Annotated in this window: 15 protein-coding genes; 13 read left to right on the forward strand and 2 right to left on the reverse strand. The window is 53.4% G+C overall.

Annotation, left to right across the window (positions count from 1 at the left end; all coding sequences use genetic code 11):
- The first annotated feature begins 157 nt into the window (after positions 1–157).
- Positions 158–1,621 carry a capsule assembly Wzi family protein gene (locus R3I13_RS23490; protein WP_346320425.1) on the forward strand — a complete coding sequence of 488 codons (1,464 nt, stop codon included), beginning with the start codon at positions 158–160 and terminating at the stop codon, positions 1,619–1,621.
- Here the strand turns inward: R3I13_RS23490 and R3I13_RS23495 are convergent.
- Positions 1,616–1,981: a response regulator gene (locus tag R3I13_RS23495; RefSeq protein ID WP_346320426.1), complete on the reverse strand. Its 366-nt coding sequence runs from the start codon at positions 1,979–1,981 to the stop codon at positions 1,616–1,618. The genes R3I13_RS23490 and R3I13_RS23495 overlap by 6 nt on opposite strands.
- Positions 1,978–2,997 carry a HAMP domain-containing sensor histidine kinase gene (locus R3I13_RS23500; protein ID WP_346320427.1) on the reverse strand — a complete coding sequence of 340 codons (1,020 nt, stop codon included), beginning with the start codon at positions 2,995–2,997 and terminating at the stop codon, positions 1,978–1,980. Before R3I13_RS23500 ends, R3I13_RS23495 begins: the two co-directional genes overlap by 4 nt.
- Positions 2,998–3,328: 331 nt before the next feature.
- On the opposite strand from R3I13_RS23500, the gene R3I13_RS23505 reads away from it, so the two are divergent.
- The 12 genes from R3I13_RS23505 to R3I13_RS23560 all read left to right on the forward strand — a co-directional run bounded on the left by R3I13_RS23505 (position 3,329) and on the right by R3I13_RS23560 (position 16,714).
- On the forward strand, positions 3,329–3,961 hold the full coding sequence (locus R3I13_RS23505; protein WP_346320428.1) for a response regulator transcription factor: 633 nt from the start codon (positions 3,329–3,331) through the stop codon (positions 3,959–3,961).
- 132 nt (positions 3,962–4,093) lie between these two features.
- On the forward strand, positions 4,094–4,921 hold the full coding sequence (locus R3I13_RS23510) for a polysaccharide biosynthesis/export family protein (RefSeq protein WP_346320429.1): 828 nt from the start codon (positions 4,094–4,096) through the stop codon (positions 4,919–4,921).
- A 10-nt stretch (positions 4,922–4,931) separates the two neighbouring features.
- The gene (locus R3I13_RS23515) at positions 4,932–7,304 is read left to right on the forward strand and encodes a polysaccharide biosynthesis tyrosine autokinase (RefSeq protein ID WP_346320430.1); all 2,373 of its coding nucleotides are present in this window, start codon (positions 4,932–4,934) and stop codon (positions 7,302–7,304) included.
- Positions 7,305–7,547: 243 nt separating this feature from the next.
- On the forward strand, positions 7,548–8,057 hold the full coding sequence (locus R3I13_RS23520; RefSeq protein WP_346320431.1) for a UpxY family transcription antiterminator: 510 nt from the start codon (positions 7,548–7,550) through the stop codon (positions 8,055–8,057).
- 27 nt (positions 8,058–8,084) lie between these two features.
- Entirely contained in the window at positions 8,085–9,104 is a 1,020-nt protein-coding gene (locus tag R3I13_RS23525) for a sugar phosphate nucleotidyltransferase (RefSeq protein ID WP_346320432.1), read from the forward strand.
- A 139-nt stretch (positions 9,105–9,243) separates the two neighbouring features.
- Positions 9,244–10,191, forward strand: a complete 948-nt coding sequence (locus tag R3I13_RS23530) for a GDP-L-fucose synthase (protein ID WP_346320433.1) — start codon at positions 9,244–9,246, stop codon at positions 10,189–10,191.
- 19 nt (positions 10,192–10,210) lie between these two features.
- Entirely contained in the window at positions 10,211–11,308 is a 1,098-nt protein-coding gene (gmd, locus tag R3I13_RS23535) for a GDP-mannose 4,6-dehydratase (RefSeq protein WP_346320434.1), read from the forward strand.
- Positions 11,309–11,361: 53 nt separating this feature from the next.
- Entirely contained in the window at positions 11,362–12,861 is a 1,500-nt protein-coding gene (locus R3I13_RS23540) for a hypothetical protein (protein WP_346320435.1), read from the forward strand.
- Positions 12,862–12,863: 2 nt separating this feature from the next.
- Entirely contained in the window at positions 12,864–14,033 is a 1,170-nt protein-coding gene (locus tag R3I13_RS23545) for a glycosyltransferase (protein ID WP_346320436.1), read from the forward strand.
- Entirely contained in the window at positions 14,030–15,274 is a 1,245-nt protein-coding gene (locus R3I13_RS23550) for a hypothetical protein (protein WP_346320437.1), read from the forward strand. Before R3I13_RS23545 ends, R3I13_RS23550 begins: the two co-directional genes overlap by 4 nt.
- A 12-nt stretch (positions 15,275–15,286) precedes the next feature.
- Positions 15,287–15,919, forward strand: coding sequence for an acyltransferase (locus R3I13_RS23555; RefSeq protein ID WP_346320438.1), 633 nt, complete (start codon positions 15,287–15,289; stop codon positions 15,917–15,919).
- Positions 15,920–15,928: 9 nt separating this feature from the next.
- Complete coding sequence (locus tag R3I13_RS23560) at positions 15,929–16,714, forward strand: glycosyltransferase family 2 protein (RefSeq protein ID WP_346320439.1); 786 nt, start codon at positions 15,929–15,931, stop codon at positions 16,712–16,714.

Genomic DNA, 16,714 nt, shown 5'->3' on the forward strand with positions numbered 1-16,714 from the left:
TATGGCTGCAGTGCATAAGAGCCGCAAACAACCACAGCAGGGCCTGTTTTCACCCTTTCCTCCCCTTTTCAGTAGCATTTTCAGGCCGCCTGCCGCCATAAGTACTAGTTTAAGTATCCTGGGGCCGCCGGGTTACCGCTAATTTGCAGGTTAACTTATGCGACTTACGATAACCATATTCTTTATAGGCCTTTCCATGCCCGTATTCGCCCAAAAGAGCCCTGAGGTTCCCTTCGGCGGCACTCCGCGCTTTACCGACTCATTGCAGGTACAGGCAGGCGTTACAGGCACCGTTGCATCGAAAGAGTACCAGCCGCTTTGGCTCACCGCCAAACGCTTCGGTACCATCAGCGACCGAAAATCCGACCTTTCCTCGCACATCATGCTGCGCAACAGCCATGCACTGGACGTCAACGGCGACTTTTATATCAAATACGGTTTCAACCTTTACAACAACAACCATTTCTCCGAAACATTCTTCGAAGAAGGGTATGTAAAGGCCAGCTACCGCAACCTGGAGCTGCGTGCGGGCAGGTACGAGGAAGTGAGCGGCGAAGCCGATCCGGAGCTTAGTTCGGGTTCCTGGGGCATCAGCGGCAACGCTTTGCCCATCCCGAAAGTGAGCATTGCGCTGAAAGATTACGTGAACATACCCTTCACCAACGGCTGGGTGCAGGTGAAAGGCCAGTTCAGCCACGGCTGGATGGGCGACCAGCAATACATCAAAGGCGCGTTCCTGCATGAAAAGATGCTGTACCTGCGCATCGGCAAGGAGCGCCTGAAAGTGTACGGCGGCATCCAGCATTTCGCGGTGTGGGGTGGCAACCGCTTCGACCTGCCGCCGATCAAGAATACGTTCTCCAATTACTGGGACATCCTGACCGGCAAGGTGGCAGACGATGGCACCGTGATCAATACCCAGATACAGCCCAACCGCCCCGGCGACCACCGCGGCGTATTGGAAGGCGGCATCCAGTGGGAAACGGATGATATCAAACTGTTGCTGTATAACCAGAGCATGTTCGAAACCGGCCAGAACATCGATATCAAGAATACGGACCGCCTGCTGGGCCTCAGTTATGTGAACAAAAAAGAAGATCCTATCCTCGAAAAGGCCACCATCGAGTTCATCAACAGCAAAAAAATGAACGACTGGCTGCCGCTGCGGGTGCGCGAAAGTTATTACAACAACGGCGTATATCTCACCGGCTGGGAATACCGCGGCAACATCATCGGCACACCACTGTTCATCAACCGCACGCGCGGCAGCAAATACTTTGAAGACGTAGAGCCCATCGACTGGAACCTCCCGAGGGATTCCGTGATCAAAAAAGGCTGGAACATCATCAACAACCGCGTGACGGGGCTGCACGTAGGCGCCAAATACAATATTGCGCAGATACTGAAAGCGCGCACGCTGCTCACTTTCACCCGCAACTTCGGCAACTACCACCCGGAGCCCATTTCCTCCACCATGACGCAATGGTACACGTTGCAGGAGATCATCTGGCCCACGCCGGTAAAGGGAATAACAGTGAATGCCGGGCTTGCCTTCGATTGGGGGGACTTCGGCGGCAATACCGGCGGTATGCTGGGCATACAATGGAACCTGGGGTTATAGGATCAGCTTGGTGATCGTTGCGTGCAGGTTCCGGAATAAAAAGGGTTTGGTTACATAACCCGCCGCGCCCTTCTTCATGGCGAGGTTGATCTCCTCGATAGCCGTTTTGGCCGTGAGCATCAATACGGGGATGTTCCGCAGCTGGCTGTCTTTCTTAAAGATCTCCAGCAATTCGTAACCATTGATCACCGGCATGAAAATGTCGCTGATCACGAGGTCAGGATGGTGCTGCCTGGCATGGGCCACACCTTCTTCGCCGTTGCTGGCGGTGAGCACATTAAATTCATGCAGTTCCAGCAAGGTTTTCAGCGTGTCGGTCAATGCGGGTTTGTCTTCAATCAATAAAATAGTCCTGTTCATGCATACCTGAATGTAAGTGAGAATTTCGTGCCTTTGCCCTTTTCGCTGGTAACCTTGATCTCTCCGTCGTTCATCTCCGTGAAGGTTTTCACGATAGCCAGTCCAAGTCCCGTGCCATCTATACCGTCAACATTGCTGCCGCGGTAAAAAGAATTGAACAGGTGCGGGATGTCTTTCTGCGGGATGCCGATACCATGGTCGGAAATAGAGATCACCAGCTTGTGGGCGTGATAATGCAGTTTGATCTGCGGGTTTTCATGAGTGGAATACTTAAAGGCATTACTGATCAGGTTAGTCAGTATTTTCGAAAACTGGTCCTTGTCTACCGGAATCTTGCGCGGCTCTCCCACCACCTTCACTTCCAGCCTCCGTTCATCTTTCCTTTCGGAAAAGTACTGGTAGTTCAGGTAATCGATCACCTTTACCGCATTTACCGGTGTTTTATTTACTTCGTAATTGTTGGATACGATCTTGCTGAGCGTGAGTATCTCGTCCAGCATGGTGTTCAGGTTAAATACCTCGGTGGAGATCTTCAGGATGTTCTGCTGGTAGAAGGCATTCATCATGCTGTCCATCTTGATGCGTGTCTCCAGCAGGTCTACCGCCGCGGCGATGGCCGTGAGCGGGGTCCTGAACTCGTGCGAGGTCATGGAAATGAAATTGGTTTTCATTTCCTGCAAAGCCCTTTCCTGTTCCAGGTTGCGCAGCTGTACGCGAAGCTGCTGTTCGCTGTCGCAGGCTTTGCCGATGGCCAGTATATATTCTTTTTGTGCAATATTGATACGATTGGCGGAGAAGCCAATATGGGTCTCTTCGGCGCTACCGTTGTTGGAGACGAGCATAAATTCTTCTTTGAACGGAACGTTCAGGGTTTTGCCGGTCACGGAGAGCCCCAGTTTATCTATCGCAGCCTTGTTCGCCTTTTCGACTATTCCTTCAGTTGGCTCGATGATCAATACGGGTTCCTTTATCCCGTTGAGCAAATGGGTTACTTTTATATAATGCTGTGGCTTCATTGTCTTCTATATAGGTTTTCATGGACGTCCGGGAGCCGTCTCCCGGGTTGGTCAGATATGGTAACTGCACACAGGTGTATGAATAAGCAAGATAGTCAATGCATTCCGCAATTAACACGATCGTTCCATTTTTTATTACGATTGTGGAAAATTTCGGTTATATAAATCTACAACTAATATGAATTTTATTTATTACTTACTTAAGTAAGTAATGCGTTATTGAATGCTTGTTAATAATTTAATGCTGTTTTTGAATTGATTGCAAGAAAATTGGAATTATATTTGATATAGAGACCCTTTATAGACCATATCGCATAATGTTACCCGTAATATGATATCGATCGGAATTATTGAAGACAACCATTTTCAGCTTAATAACTACAAGGAGTTCCTCGAGGACTTCCAGGAGTGCAAAGTCGTTTTTGCATGCCGTTCCATGGAAGAGTTCAAAGCTCTTCCGTACAAGGATCCGGATGTTAAAGCCATATTACTCGATATTTCCCTTCCCGGCGAATCGGGCATTTCAGGGATGGACGAACTGAAGCGCATTTACCCGGAAGCCAAGATCATCGTGCTTTCCGGGCATGATGGCAAACAGTACGTTATAGAATCCATCATGAAAGGCGCGGCGGGTTATATCATTAAGACCAGCCGGCTGATGGAAATATATCATTCCATCCTTGACGCCATTAACCAGGGCGGCACCCTCTCTCCCAAAGCAGCGCACCTGCTGATCGATCACGTAAGCAAAGACCCGCTGGAATACGTGAAAGACAAACTCACCAAACGCGAATACGAATTGCTGCATCTTCTCAAAGAAGGTTATACCTACAAAGAGATGGCTGAAAAGCTCTTCGTTACTGTGTTTACCGTGAATCAGCACCTGAAAAAGATCTACCAGAAACTGAACGTAGCATCCAAGAGCGAGCTTATCTCGAAGATCTGGAGCAACAGCCTGTATTGAATCACTACTTTAATGAGTAACGGGTTTTATGCCTGTTGCTGTATTAATACTATAGTGAGTAGTTCTGAAAAAATGCATCTGTGGTAGTTTTGTAATGTGATCATATATCACATCTTAACGAAACCCGATCAGATGAGAGAGAGACCTAAACCATACTTTAGAAAAACCGTAGTATTCGTTGCGCTCGCGGCTTTATTTGCCTCCTGCGTAAACACCAAACAAGCCGCCTACTTCAATAACCTGAACGATACCACGCTCGCTGCCGTGAAGGTTGATTTCGAGCCCGTCATCCAGAAGAATGACATCCTCCAGATCAACATCAGCGCTGCGAACCCGCAGGAAGCGATGATGTATAACCTGCCCAACACTTACTCTCCCGGCGCAACTACAACAGCCACCGGAAACGTAAGCGTGGCGCCGGCCGGAGGCAATCCTGCCGCGGGTTACCTGGTGAACCAGCAAGGCACCATCGAGCTGCCCGTACTGGGCGCCATTAAAGCCGACGGCCTGACCAAAACCGCGCTGACGGACACGATCCGCCGGCAGCTGGTAGACCGCAAGCTGCTGGTAGACCCGGTGGTAAGCATCCGCTTCCTCAATTACCGCGTAACCGTGCTCGGCGAAGTGGCCCGCCCTACTGTTGTGAATGTTTCCAGCGAGAAGATCTCCATTCTTGAAGCGCTGGGCATGGCCGGCGACATCACCATCTACGGCAAAAAAGAGAATGTATTGCTGATCCGCGAACAGGACGGCGTAAGAACCACGCGCAGGCTGAACCTCAACGACGCAGGCATGCTGGGCTCCCCCTATTTTTACCTGAAACCTAATGACATCGTATATGTGGAACCTTCCAGAGCAAAAGTAGCCACCACCAGCAAAGCAAACACTGTAGTTCCGATCGTGCTCAGCGCGCTGAGCCTCGTCGTGATCCTGGTGGACAGGCTGATAGTGAACAATTAACGCGAGAGACATGAACAACAACGTGCACATCACACGGCCGAACGGCCAGCAACCGGGCATGCAGAAACGCATGCAGCCACAGGAACAGGTAGACCTGCTGGCGCTGATCAGGTACCGTTATCTGTCGCACTGGCCCCTCTTTGTACTTGCAGTGATCGCCGCCGTCGTTGCTGCATTTGCATACCTGCGTTACGCTACGCCTGTTTACAAAGTTTCCGCCACTTTGCTGGTGAAGGAAGAATCCAAACAACTCGGCGAGCAGGACCTGCTGAGCAGCCTCGACCTTTTCGGTTCAGACAAGAACATCGAGAACGAGATGCAGATACTCAGCTCCCGCACCCTGGCCTCCCAGGTGGCCCGCAACCTGCAGCTGTACGGGGAAATGTATGAAGAAGGCCAGCTGCGCGATGTGCTTAGCTATAAATATGCGCCGCTTGAATTTGTGTTCCTGGAACCCGGGAAAATAAAAGACGGCGTCGTTGAAAAAGTAGACGTATCCTACGATTCAGCCCGCCGCACCGTGATGCTGGACCATGTGGCCTACCCCATTTTCGACACCGTAAGCACCCGCTGGGGATGGATGGTGATAAAGCCCAGGCCCGGCACGCATATGCCGAAGCACAAGGCTTACCTGCAGATCAGCAGCGAAAAGAAAACGGCAGAGAACTTATTAAAAAACCTCCAGGTAACACCGGTCTCCAAAATGGCCACCGTTATCAAACTCGACTATAACGACGTAAGTCCCACCCGCGGCGAAGCCATTGTGAACGAGCTGGTGCGCGTGTACAACCATGCCGCCATTGAAGACAAGAACCGCGTGGCCGCCAGCACCATGAGCTTTGTAGAGGAACGCCTCCGCATCGTGACCAGGGAGCTGAACCAGGTGGAAAGGCAGGTAGAGCAATTCAAATCCTCCGCCGGCATCGTGGATATCGGCGAGCAGAGCAAGCTCTTCCTTGCCAGCGTGCAGGAAAACGACGCCAAGCTGAACGAAGCCAACATGCAGCTCTCCGTGCTGGAGTCTATTGAAAAATATGTGAGCAGCACAAACGATGGAGAGAACGTAGTGCCTGCTACCCTTGGTCTTACAGACCCGGTGCTGCTGGAACTGATCGCACGGCTGAACGAGGCCCAGATGGAGCGTGAAAAGCTCCGGAAGACCACTGCCGAGAACAGTCCCGTGATCACCGCGCTGGACCGCCAGATCGCCAAGCTGAAGCCCGGCATACTGGAAAACATACACAGCCTTCGTTCCAACCTGGAAGCCGGTAAAGAAAAGCTCGAAAGCGCTAACGGCCGCTTCATGGGCATGCTGCACAGCGTGCCCGGCAAAGAAAGAGCTTTGCTCGAAGTAAGCCGCCAGCAGATCATCAAGAATAACATTTACACCTTCCTGCTGCAGAAGCGGGAAGAAACAGCCCTGGCGTACGCCGCGGCGATATCAGACAGCCGCATCGTGGACGCCGCGCAATCAGCCGGCCTCCCCTTCAGCCCGAAAAGAATGACCGTACTGGCCCTGGCCATCGGCATCGGCATCGCTTTCGTAGCGGGTGTGATCACCCTCAGGGACCTGATGAACCGCGAGATCGAACAGCGCGCAGACATAGAAAAAGCTACCGATGCGCCGATCGTGGCGGAGATCATGCACGACGACAACAAGGAATCTGTGGTAATAGCCGACGGCAAGCGAAGCCTGGTAGCAGAGCAGTTCCGCTCGCTCAGGACCTCCCTTTCCTACCTCGGCGTGAACGGCGACAACAAAACGCTGCTCGTTACCTCCTCCATTTCCGGCGAGGGCAAGAGCTTCATATCCATCAACCTGGCCATCAGTCTTTCGCTGATCCGCAAAAAAGTGGTGCTGCTGGAATTTGACCTCCGCAAGCCCATGATCAGCAAGATGCTGGGCATTCCCAGGGAGCCGGGCATTACCAACTTCCTGGTGGGTAAAACGCCGCTGCCTGAAATGCTGAAAGCCGTGCCCGGCAACGACCACCTGTTCATCCTCCCCGCGGGCGTAATTCCGCCCAACCCGACGGAGTTGATACTGAACGGCCGTTTGCAGGAAATGCTGACCACGCTGAAAACAATGTTCGATTATGTAATAATAGATACCGCCCCTGTGGGCATAGTAACGGATGCCAGGCTGCTGGCACCTTTCACGGACGCCACGCTGTACGTGATCAGGCAGCAGGTAACGCCGAGGATCCACCTGAAGATGATAGACGAACTGTACCGCAGCCGCGAAGCAGGCAAGCTGAACATCGTGTTCAACGGCGTGAAACCGCGCGGCGTAAGCACGCAGAGCTACGGTTATGGTTACGTGGAAGAGCTGAACAAACAGCAGAAGAAGAAGAAATTCATCAGGAGCATATTTAAGGTGTAACATATGATCTGTACCGGGGAATGATTCGCTCATTTCCCGGTTCTTAAAAACCTGACGAGAACGATATTTAGCACAAGAGTGCCTTAACATATTAGATGATAAAAGAAATTATTGAAAAACCGAATACTGGTAGTCCATGTGACTGAGGTGGCGAAGCCATGCAAACCTACTACACCGCCTGCCTTTAACGTTCCCCGTTATGAAAACCCGATTGTGATTCGTTAACCAGTAAAAATTAACCGTATGCAACACGAAACAAACTCCTGGTATGCCGTGTACACCAGGCCGCGATGGGAAAAGAAAGTAGCAGCCGCTCTCGAAAGAAGACAGATCGAAAGCTATTGTCCCTTGAACCAGGTGGCCCGCCAGTGGAGCGACCGGCGTAAAGTAGTGGAAGAGCCGCTTTTTTCCTCTTATGTTTTTGTGCGCGTGCCAGACAGCAAAAAGCAGCTGGTGCGTGAAACGGAAGGTATTATCAATTTCGTGTACTGGCTGGGCAAGCCGGCCATGATCCCTGACCATGAAATTGAGCTTATTCAACGTTTCCTTCGTCATTACAAAGACGTTTCCCTTGAGAAATTCCCGCTGCGGCACAACGACCTGGTGGAAGTGACCGCCGGCCCGCTGATGCACCACCGCGGCCGTATCGTGGAACTGGGCAAGAACCGCGTGAAAGCGGTACTGAACAGCCTGGGCTACAATATGGTGGCCAGCATTGCCGCAGACGAAGTAATGATGGTACCCGCAATCTGACATTAACCCGAACCAATTTAAAACAGCATGCATCATATCCTGTTATGCGGCGGCGCCGGTACGCGCCTGTGGCCCCTTTCCAACCGCCGTACGCCCAAGCAGCTGCTGCCGCTCTTCGACGGCCGGAGCCTGCTGCAGATCACTTTTCTCCGCAACACGTTTGCCTGCACGGAAGTTACGGCTATCGTAAATGAAGAACAGTCCGCCGACATTATAACACAACTAACCGACGCCGGGGCAAAAGGCCCTGCCATACTCGCGGAACCTGTTGGCCGTAACACCGCCGCAGCCATTGCCCTCGCGGCTTTTGTGGCAGACCCCAATGAAATACTGCTGATCACTCCCGCAGACCATCTCATCGGCACGCCGGAACGTTACGAAGAAACCATCAGGGCAGCATACAAGCTCGCCGCGCAGGATAACCTCGTGACCATCGGCCTGCAGCCCGCCTATCCTGAAACCGGCTACGGTTACATCCAGTACAAAGGCAACGACGTGGTACGTTTTGTTGAAAAACCGGATGCCGCCAACGCAGAAAAAATGCTGCAAAGCGGTGACTACCTCTGGAACAGCGGCATCTTCTGTGCACGGGCTGCCGTGATGCTCGAAGAGCTGGAACAATACGCCCCCGCGATCTACGCCGCCGCAGCCGTGGCCGCGAAAGAATGGCTGGATACCGGCAAACTTTCCCTGGAAAAAATGCAGGCCATCCCGGCAGACAGCATCGACTATGCCGTGATGGAAAAAAGCAGCCGCGTGAAAGTAGTGCCCAGCAACATGGACTGGAGCGACGTAGGCAGCTACGAAGCCCTCACCCAGGCGCTCGCACAGCATTACCGGTACAGCAACGACCAGGCCGTATACATCAACAGCAACCCCGAAACCAGCATGGTGATCGGAAAAAATAAGCTGGTAGCCCTGGTGGGAGTTGACAATATGGTAGTGGTAGATACCCCGGAGGCTATACTCGTGATGCAGAAAGGGAAAGGCCAGGATGTGAAACAGCTGCACCAATGGGTGAAAGAAAACCGTCCCGAACTATTGTAAAGCAAAAAAACAAATGGATGAAACCGAGCATCTTCATGCGAGATTCCATCCGACCTTTAAAAAGACAAATATTAACGGATGAAACCGAGCATCTTCATGCGAGATTCCATCCGACCTTTAAAAAGACAAATATTAACGGATGAAGTTAACAGATAAGATCTATATCGCAGGGCACCGTGGCATGGTAGGCGGCGCCATCAAAAAGAAACTCATATCCCTTGGGTACCAGAACCTCCTGCTGCGCACATCAGGCGAACTGGACCTGCGCAACCAGCAGGCCGTCAACGAATTTTTCCGCACCGAAAAACCGGACTACGTGTTCCTGGCCGCCGCGAAAGTAGGCGGTATTCATGCGAACAATACCTACCGCGCGGAATTCCTGTACGACAACCTCATGATCGCTGCCAACATTATACATGCCGCGTACGAAAATAAAGTGAACAAGCTGATGTTCCTCGGCAGTTCCTGCATTTATCCCCGCATGGCGGCGCAGCCTATCACGGAAGACAGCCTGCTGACCGGCCCGCTGGAAGCCACCAATGAGCCCTACGCCATTGCGAAAATAACCGGCATCAAACTTTGCGAGGCTTACCGCCAGCAATACGGCTGCAACTTCATCAGCGTAATGCCCACCAACCTGTACGGCATCGGCGACAATTACCATCCCGAAAATTCGCACGTGCTGCCGGCGCTCATCCGCCGCTTCCATGAAGCGCGCACTGCGGGCAAGCCTTCCGTGACCGTTTGGGGAACGGGGACGCCTAAACGCGAATTCCTGTTTGCCGACGACCTGGCAGACGCCTGCGTGTATCTCATGCATCATTACGACGGCGCCGAGACCATCAATGTAGGCACCGGCGAAGACCTCAGCATCCGTGAGCTGGCGGAAACCGTGAAGGCCGTGACCAATTATGAAGGAGACATCCTTTTCGACAGCAGCAAGCCGGACGGCACGCCCCGCAAACTGCTGGACGTGAGCCGCCTGCACAACCTCGGCTGGAAACACAGCGTAGACCTGCAAACCGGGCTCCACCTGGCTTACAGCGATTTCGTCAAAAAACAATTTTCCCTCATCAACGCGATATAAATAATTAAAACAGCATCACATGAAAGTAGCTTTAATAACCGGCGTGAACGGACAGGACGGGGCTTACCTCGCGGAACTCCTCCTTGAGAAAGGATACATGGTACATGGCATCAAACGCCGCGCATCCCTTATCAATACTGAAAGGATCGACCATCTTTACCAGGACCCTCACAGCCAGGACGTGCGCTTCCGCCTTCACTACGGCGATATGACAGACAGCACCAACCTCATCCGCATCATCCAGGAAACACAGCCCGACGAAATTTACAACCTCGCCGCCATGAGCCATGTGCGCGTGAGCTTCGATACGCCGGAATACACCGCCAATGCAGACGGCATCGGTACGCTGCGCATCCTGGAAGCCCTGCGCATCCTGAAAATGGAACAGAAATGCCGCGTGTACCAGGCCAGCACCTCAGAGCTATACGGCCTTGTACAGGAAGTGCCCCAGAAAGAAAGCACGCCTTTCTATCCCCGCAGCCCTTACGCCGTGGCAAAACTTTACGCCTACTGGATCACCGTGAACTACCGTGAAGCCTACGGCATGTACGCCTGCAACGGCATTCTCTTCAACCACGAAAGCCCGCTGCGCGGCGAAACCTTCGTTACCCGCAAGATCACCCGCGCCGCCGCCGCCATCGTGCTGGGCCTGCAGGATAAATTATATCTCGGCAACCTGGACGCACGCCGCGACTGGGGCCATGCAAAAGATTACGTGGAAGCCATGTGGCGCATCCTCCAGCAGGACCAGCCGGATGATTACGTGATCGCCACCGGCATCACCACGCCCGTGCGCGACTTCGTGCGCATGACCTTCGACGAGCTGGGCATTGAACTCGAATTTACCGGTGAAGGCGTGAACGAGACCGCAGTGGTGACCGCCTGCCGCAATAAAGAATACATCCTGCCCATCGGCAAGGAAGTGGTAGCGGTGGACCCCAAATATTTCCGCCCCACTGAAGTGGACCTGCTCATTGGCGACCCGACTAAGTCCAAGACCAAGCTGGGCTGGGAACCGAAATACGACCTGCAGGAGCTGGTGCGCGAAATGGTCGCCTCCGACGTGGAGCTGTTCCGCAAAAAAGACATTGCACAATTTGAACATCTGATGGGTTAATAATGCAGGCAGCAAACAGAGTAGTTTTAAATACAGGGTTCTTATACGGCAAGATGCTGGTCACCATGCTGATCGCGTTGTATGCCACGCGCCTTGTATTGAACGGCCTCGGAGCCGTGGATTACGGGATATTCAACCTGGTGGCGGGAATTGTGGCCATGCTGAGCTTTTTGAACAGCTCCATGACGCTCAGCACCCAGCGGTATATGTCGTTTTTCCTCGGCTCCGGCAACCTGCTTCAACTCAAAAAAGCATTTAACTCCGGCATCTGGCTGCACCTCTTCATAAGCGTAATCGTGGTCGGATTGCTGGAGTTATCAGGCATTTATCTATTCAACCATGTGTTGAACATCCCGGCGGAAAGGCTGGGAGCCGCGCGCGTCATTTTTCATTTCATGACGGCCAGCGCCTTTTTCACTATCGTATCCGTGCCTTACGACGCGATGATCAATACCCACGAGAACATGCTGCTGCTGGCGGTGATGGGCATCGTGGAATCCGTGATCAAGTTAGGGCTCGCGGTGAGCCTGGCTTACCTGGGCGGAGACAAGCTCGTGATCTATTCCGCCGGGCTGGCCTTGCTGCTGGTGGCTTTGCTGCTTTTTAAATGGAGCTATTGCACCGCGCGTTACCCCGAAAGCCGCATCAGCGCGAAGTATTTTGACCGCGGTTTGCTCCGGGAAATGTTCTCCTACTCCGGCTGGGCCATGGTAGGCGCTTCCGGCGTGATCGCCAAAACCCAGGGTATTGCCATGGTGCTGAACGTTTTCTTCGGCACCGTGATCAATGCAGCATTCGCCATTGCCAACCAGGTGAATGCACAGCTCAGTTATTTCGCTGTTACCATGCTCCAGGCGCTGAACCCGCAGCTCGTGAAAAGCGAAGGCAGCGGCAACCGCGAACGCATGGTGATGCTGAGCCTCATGGCCTGCAAATTCGCGTTCTACCTGCTGAGCTTCTTTGCCATACCGGCCATTATCGAAATGCCTTATATCCTTCATATCTGGTTAAAAAATTACCCGGACCATACGGTGGCCTTCTGCCGCCTGATCATTGCGGGATCGCTCGTATACCAGCTTTCCGGCGGCCTGCAGATGGCCGTACAGGCCGTGGGGAGGATCAAGACCTTCCAGCTCGTGCTGTTCAGCCTCCTGCTGCTCAACATTCCCGGCGCATACCTGCTGTTGCGGGCAGGCTTCCCTCCCGCTGCCGTGCTCACGCTCAGCCTGCTGATAGAATGCGCGATCGCGGCATACCGTATGCTGGCGGCCAAACGCCTGACCGGCATACCCATGCGCAGCTTTATGGTGAACGTGGTATGGCATTCGCTGCTGCCCGTTTCCATCGCGGCCGGCATCGCCCTTATTCCTACTTACACCATGGAAGAAGGATTTATGAGGCTGCTGGCCACCGGCTGCCTCGCAGTGGCGTCGCTGGCAGTGCTGATCCGCTTCTTCGGCCTTTCGCCCTATGAATTGCAGAAACTGACAGACATGGTCGGCAAGGCCCTGGCGAAGATCACCCGTAAAAGCCCGGTATTAAACGCAAACTGACCATGAACATACTATTCTTCACCACCATATCACCCTTTCCGCAAAACGGCGGGGAAAAGATCCGGAGCTGTTACCTGCTCAAAGCGCTGGCCTCCCTCGGGCACAGCGTTCATGCCATTATAGGCAATAAAGAGCAGGTTAACTTTGATGAATACACGATTCCCGGCGTAACATTCCACACGTATACGCAACCGGCGCTGACGCTGGCAGAACGGCTGACGGGAAAATTCTATTTCCGCCAGGACCCCGCCCTGATAAAGCTTTTCGCCCACATCAGCAGTATTACAAATATCGATGTGGCGATCCTGGACTATGGTTTCGTGGGGCAATATATTTCCTGGTTCAGCGCCGCACGGATACCCGTGATACTGGGCACCCACAACGCGCAGGCCGCGCACACACAGCAAAAGCCCGCCCATGGCCTTGTACAGAAGCTACGCCGCAGCCAGCTGGTGAACCTGGAAAGAACGCACGAACAACGCTATTTCCCGCAGGCCGCGGCGGTCATGACCGTCAGCGAGCCCGACAGGCAATACCACGCCGCCTTCATCGATCCGAAAAAAATATTCGTGGTTCCCAACTTCCTGGATGAAAACGATTACGCCCTCCGGGAAGAAAGGAACCCGCGCCGGCTGGCCATGACCGCCAACTTTTCCATGTTCATGAACTTCGAAGGGCTGAAGTGGCTGGTGGACCAGGTGTGGAACGACGAGCTGGCGAACAAATTCGAATTATGGCTCGTAGGCCGCCATTCCAAAGAAGCATTGCAGCAGCTGAAGGGCGCCACCGAATGGAAGAACATCAAGGCCATCGGCAAAGTGCCCGACATCAAACCATACATCGCGCAATCAGCCGGGGTGCTCATTCCCCTGCTGCATGGCAGCGGCACCCGCCTCAAATGCCTGGAGGCCATGGCGCTCAGCACCCCGGTGATAGGCACTTCCAAAGGCGTAGAAGGCGTGCTGAGCGACAATTTCATTGTGGCCAACACACCCGCTTCCTTCCGCCACGCGGTACATTCCTTTTCAGGGAAAGGTCCGCTGGGAGGCTTGCTGCGGGAAGATTTCATGAAAGAATACAGCGCTGGTGTGAACCGCGAACGGCTGGAGCACATCCTCCGGTTTGCCGCGCAGAAAGCGCCGGTAGTTACTCACCAAATGGCAGCAGAATGACGATAAAAAAAGCAGGCGTGTTCCTGTATACCATGCTCAGCACCATCAAGGTGAACCTCGTGGGGCAGCTCTGGCTCAGCGAACTGCTGATATTGCTGGCCGCGCCTTTCACCTACCGGCCGGACGATCTGAAGACCTATCCTTATCTCAAAAAGATACTGGTGGCCCTGCTCGTGCTGCTGTTCTTCCAAATGGTGACAGACCTGCTCGTGGTGGGCAACACCCCGCAGAACTACCTGCGCGGATGGGCCGCCACCATCATCGCCCTGCTGTCGTTCATCGTGCTTTTCAAAACACTGAACGATACTTCCACCATCCTGTTCTTCCTGTTCATGACCATGATCAAGAACATCATCTATACAGACGATATCGTGGACTCGGACATGAGCTATTTCAAGTTCAAGATCGCCCCCATCCTCACCATGGCCATGTACCTGGTGCTATACCAGCTGTACAAACGCGGCGAGATAAAAATGGCGCTCACCGTGCTCATCGGCTGCAGCCTGCTCTGCTTCGCATTCGACAGCCGGTCTACCGGCGTGATCTTCTTCATCGGCGCGGTGATCACCTATTTTATGAACAACAACGTGCAGATCTCCCGGCAGAAGATCATTTTCTTCTTTGTATTATTTGCCGTACTGTTCCAGGTAGCTTATACTTTTTACGTGCGCTCCGTATTGAGCGGCGAAATAGGCGGCGACCACTCGCGCACGCAGATAGAACGGCTGGCCAATCCCTACAACCCGCTGGAGCTGCTGATGACCGGCCGCGCGGAAACCTTTGCCGCGGGCGCCGCCATTGCAGACAAGCCTTTGTTCGGGCATGGCAGCTGGGCGGAAGACAAATCCTTAAAATACTACATGATCCTGCTGATGTACCACGACGCGGAGCTGAATACCGAGCGTGTGAAAAGCCGTACCATCCTGGTGCCCAGCCACTCCGTGCTGATGGGCGCCTGGGTGAACTGGGGGCTTGGCGGTTTCCTGGCGGTGCTGTACCTCTTCTGGCAGGTGGTGAAAATGGGTCTGTACATTATCCGCAACGGGCAGAACCTCGCGCTGTACCCCGTGCTGGTGCTGATATTCATCGGGCTGATCTGGACCTTCCTCTTCTCCCCCTTCCAGCACCTGCGCCTGTACATCCCGGGGCTGACCGCGATCATTATGAATAATTATTACGCGCTGGTAAACGAGGTCGAAGAAGAAGACCCGGCTTACGACAATATACCTATCCATGCTTAAATCCTTTGATCCATGACAACAGAACAGTTATTCCAGGAGAAGATAGACGCCAAAACAGGAAAGGTCAAAATGTACAGGGACAATCCCCTGTATTTCCTCAAACGGTCTAACATATCGCTGTACAAAAGCTTTTTGCTGTACCTCTACTACAGCATCGCCAGCTGGCTGCCAGACCCGCCGAGGCCGCTGGGCAGCCTGGCCCTGCCTTTCCGCACCTGGCTGGCTTCCAGGATATTCCTCAGCGCCGGCAAACACATCAAAGTGAGCCGCAACGTGCGCTTCGGCAGCGGGCAGAACGTGGTGATCGGCAATTACAGCGGGCTGAACGTAGATTGCTGGATCGGGAACGATACCATCATCGGCGACGATGTGATGTTCGGCCCGGAAGTGACCATCCTTTCCGGGGGGCACAACTTTGAACGGACGGACATTCCCATGCGCGAACAGGGCAATACGCCGCGCAGGCCGGTGGTGATCGGCAACGACGTGTGGATCGGCACCCGGGTGATCATCCTCCCCGGCGTCCGCATCGGCTCGCATTCCATTATCGCGGCGGGCGCCGTGGTAACGAAGGACGTGCCGGAGTACGCCATCGTGGCGGGCAACCCGGCGACGATCAAAAAATTCAGGACAATTACCCATTAAAGAAAATATATGTCAGCACTGGTCTCAATAGTTATACCGGTATACAACGGGCAGGAATTCATCAAAGAAACACTGGACAGCATCTTTAACCAGACCTACCGCAATTTCGAGATCATCGTGGTAGACGGGGCGAGTACAGACAAGACCATGGAGATCGTTTCCGCCAACCGCGGGCTGATAGACGTGGTCATCTCCGAAAAGGACGAAGGCATGTACGACGCGCTGCGCAAGGGTTTCGACAAAGCTACCGGCAAATACCTCTGTTACATCAATGCGGACGACCGCCTGCTGCCTTACACCCTGGAAAAAGTGGTGGACAAATTCGAAAAGCAGCAATGCGACCTTGTATACGGCGATGTGAACTACATCAACGAACACGGCGCCGTGATCTTTTCCTACAAGGCCGTGCCGCTTGGCTTCCAGGCCATCCGCCAGCTGCGCCGGGTGCCGTTCGCCCAGCAAAGCTCCTTCTGGACGCGGCGCATTTACGACAAACACCGCGGGTTCGATAAAAATCTCAAGTACTCGGCGGATTCCAAATTCCTGCTGACCGTTTGCCTGGACCCTTCCGTGCGTAAAGGTTACGTGCCCATGCCGCTGGGAGAATACCGCTTGCACGGCGGTTCGTTTTCCGTATCCGTTACGGGCAAAATGCAGGCGGAACATCACCAGATGCTGCAGGACCTGAACCTGCCCGCCGCCAACTTCCGCAGGTACATTTACGAGCTATACGCCAAAGCCCGTAACGTCAAAGGCATCTATCAAAAGTTAACCTATAAAGGAAATAAATTCTGA

This window comes from Chitinophaga sp. YIM B06452 (genome assembly GCF_039655965.1).
Classification (GTDB): Bacteria; Bacteroidota; Bacteroidia; order Chitinophagales; family Chitinophagaceae; genus Chitinophaga.

Bases quoted from the DNA above. Each gene is read 5' to 3' on its own strand.
- R3I13_RS23490 (WP_346320425.1), top strand. From the start codon at position 158: ATGCGACTTACGATAACCATATTCTTTATAGGCCTTTCCATGCCCGTA.
- R3I13_RS23500 (WP_346320427.1), bottom strand. From the start codon at position 2,997: ATGAAGCCACAGCATTATATAAAAGTAACCCATTTGCTCAACGGGATA.
- R3I13_RS23495 (WP_346320426.1), bottom strand. From the start codon at position 1,981: ATGAACAGGACTATTTTATTGATTGAAGACAAACCCGCATTGACCGAC.
- gmd (WP_346320434.1), top strand. From the start codon at position 10,211: ATGAAAGTAGCTTTAATAACCGGCGTGAACGGACAGGACGGGGCTTAC.
- R3I13_RS23520 (WP_346320431.1), top strand. From the start codon at position 7,548: ATGCAACACGAAACAAACTCCTGGTATGCCGTGTACACCAGGCCGCGA.
- R3I13_RS23560 (WP_346320439.1), top strand. From the start codon at position 15,929: ATGTCAGCACTGGTCTCAATAGTTATACCGGTATACAACGGGCAGGAA.
- R3I13_RS23550 (WP_346320437.1), top strand. From the start codon at position 14,030: ATGACGATAAAAAAAGCAGGCGTGTTCCTGTATACCATGCTCAGCACC.
- R3I13_RS23515 (WP_346320430.1), top strand. From the start codon at position 4,932: ATGAACAACAACGTGCACATCACACGGCCGAACGGCCAGCAACCGGGC.
- R3I13_RS23505 (WP_346320428.1), top strand. From the start codon at position 3,329: ATGATATCGATCGGAATTATTGAAGACAACCATTTTCAGCTTAATAAC.
- R3I13_RS23540 (WP_346320435.1), top strand. From the start codon at position 11,362: ATGCTGGTCACCATGCTGATCGCGTTGTATGCCACGCGCCTTGTATTG.
- R3I13_RS23525 (WP_346320432.1), top strand. From the start codon at position 8,085: ATGCATCATATCCTGTTATGCGGCGGCGCCGGTACGCGCCTGTGGCCC.
- R3I13_RS23545 (WP_346320436.1), top strand. From the start codon at position 12,864: ATGAACATACTATTCTTCACCACCATATCACCCTTTCCGCAAAACGGC.
- R3I13_RS23510 (WP_346320429.1), top strand. From the start codon at position 4,094: ATGAGAGAGAGACCTAAACCATACTTTAGAAAAACCGTAGTATTCGTT.
- R3I13_RS23555 (WP_346320438.1), top strand. From the start codon at position 15,287: ATGACAACAGAACAGTTATTCCAGGAGAAGATAGACGCCAAAACAGGA.
- R3I13_RS23530 (WP_346320433.1), top strand. From the start codon at position 9,244: ATGAAGTTAACAGATAAGATCTATATCGCAGGGCACCGTGGCATGGTA.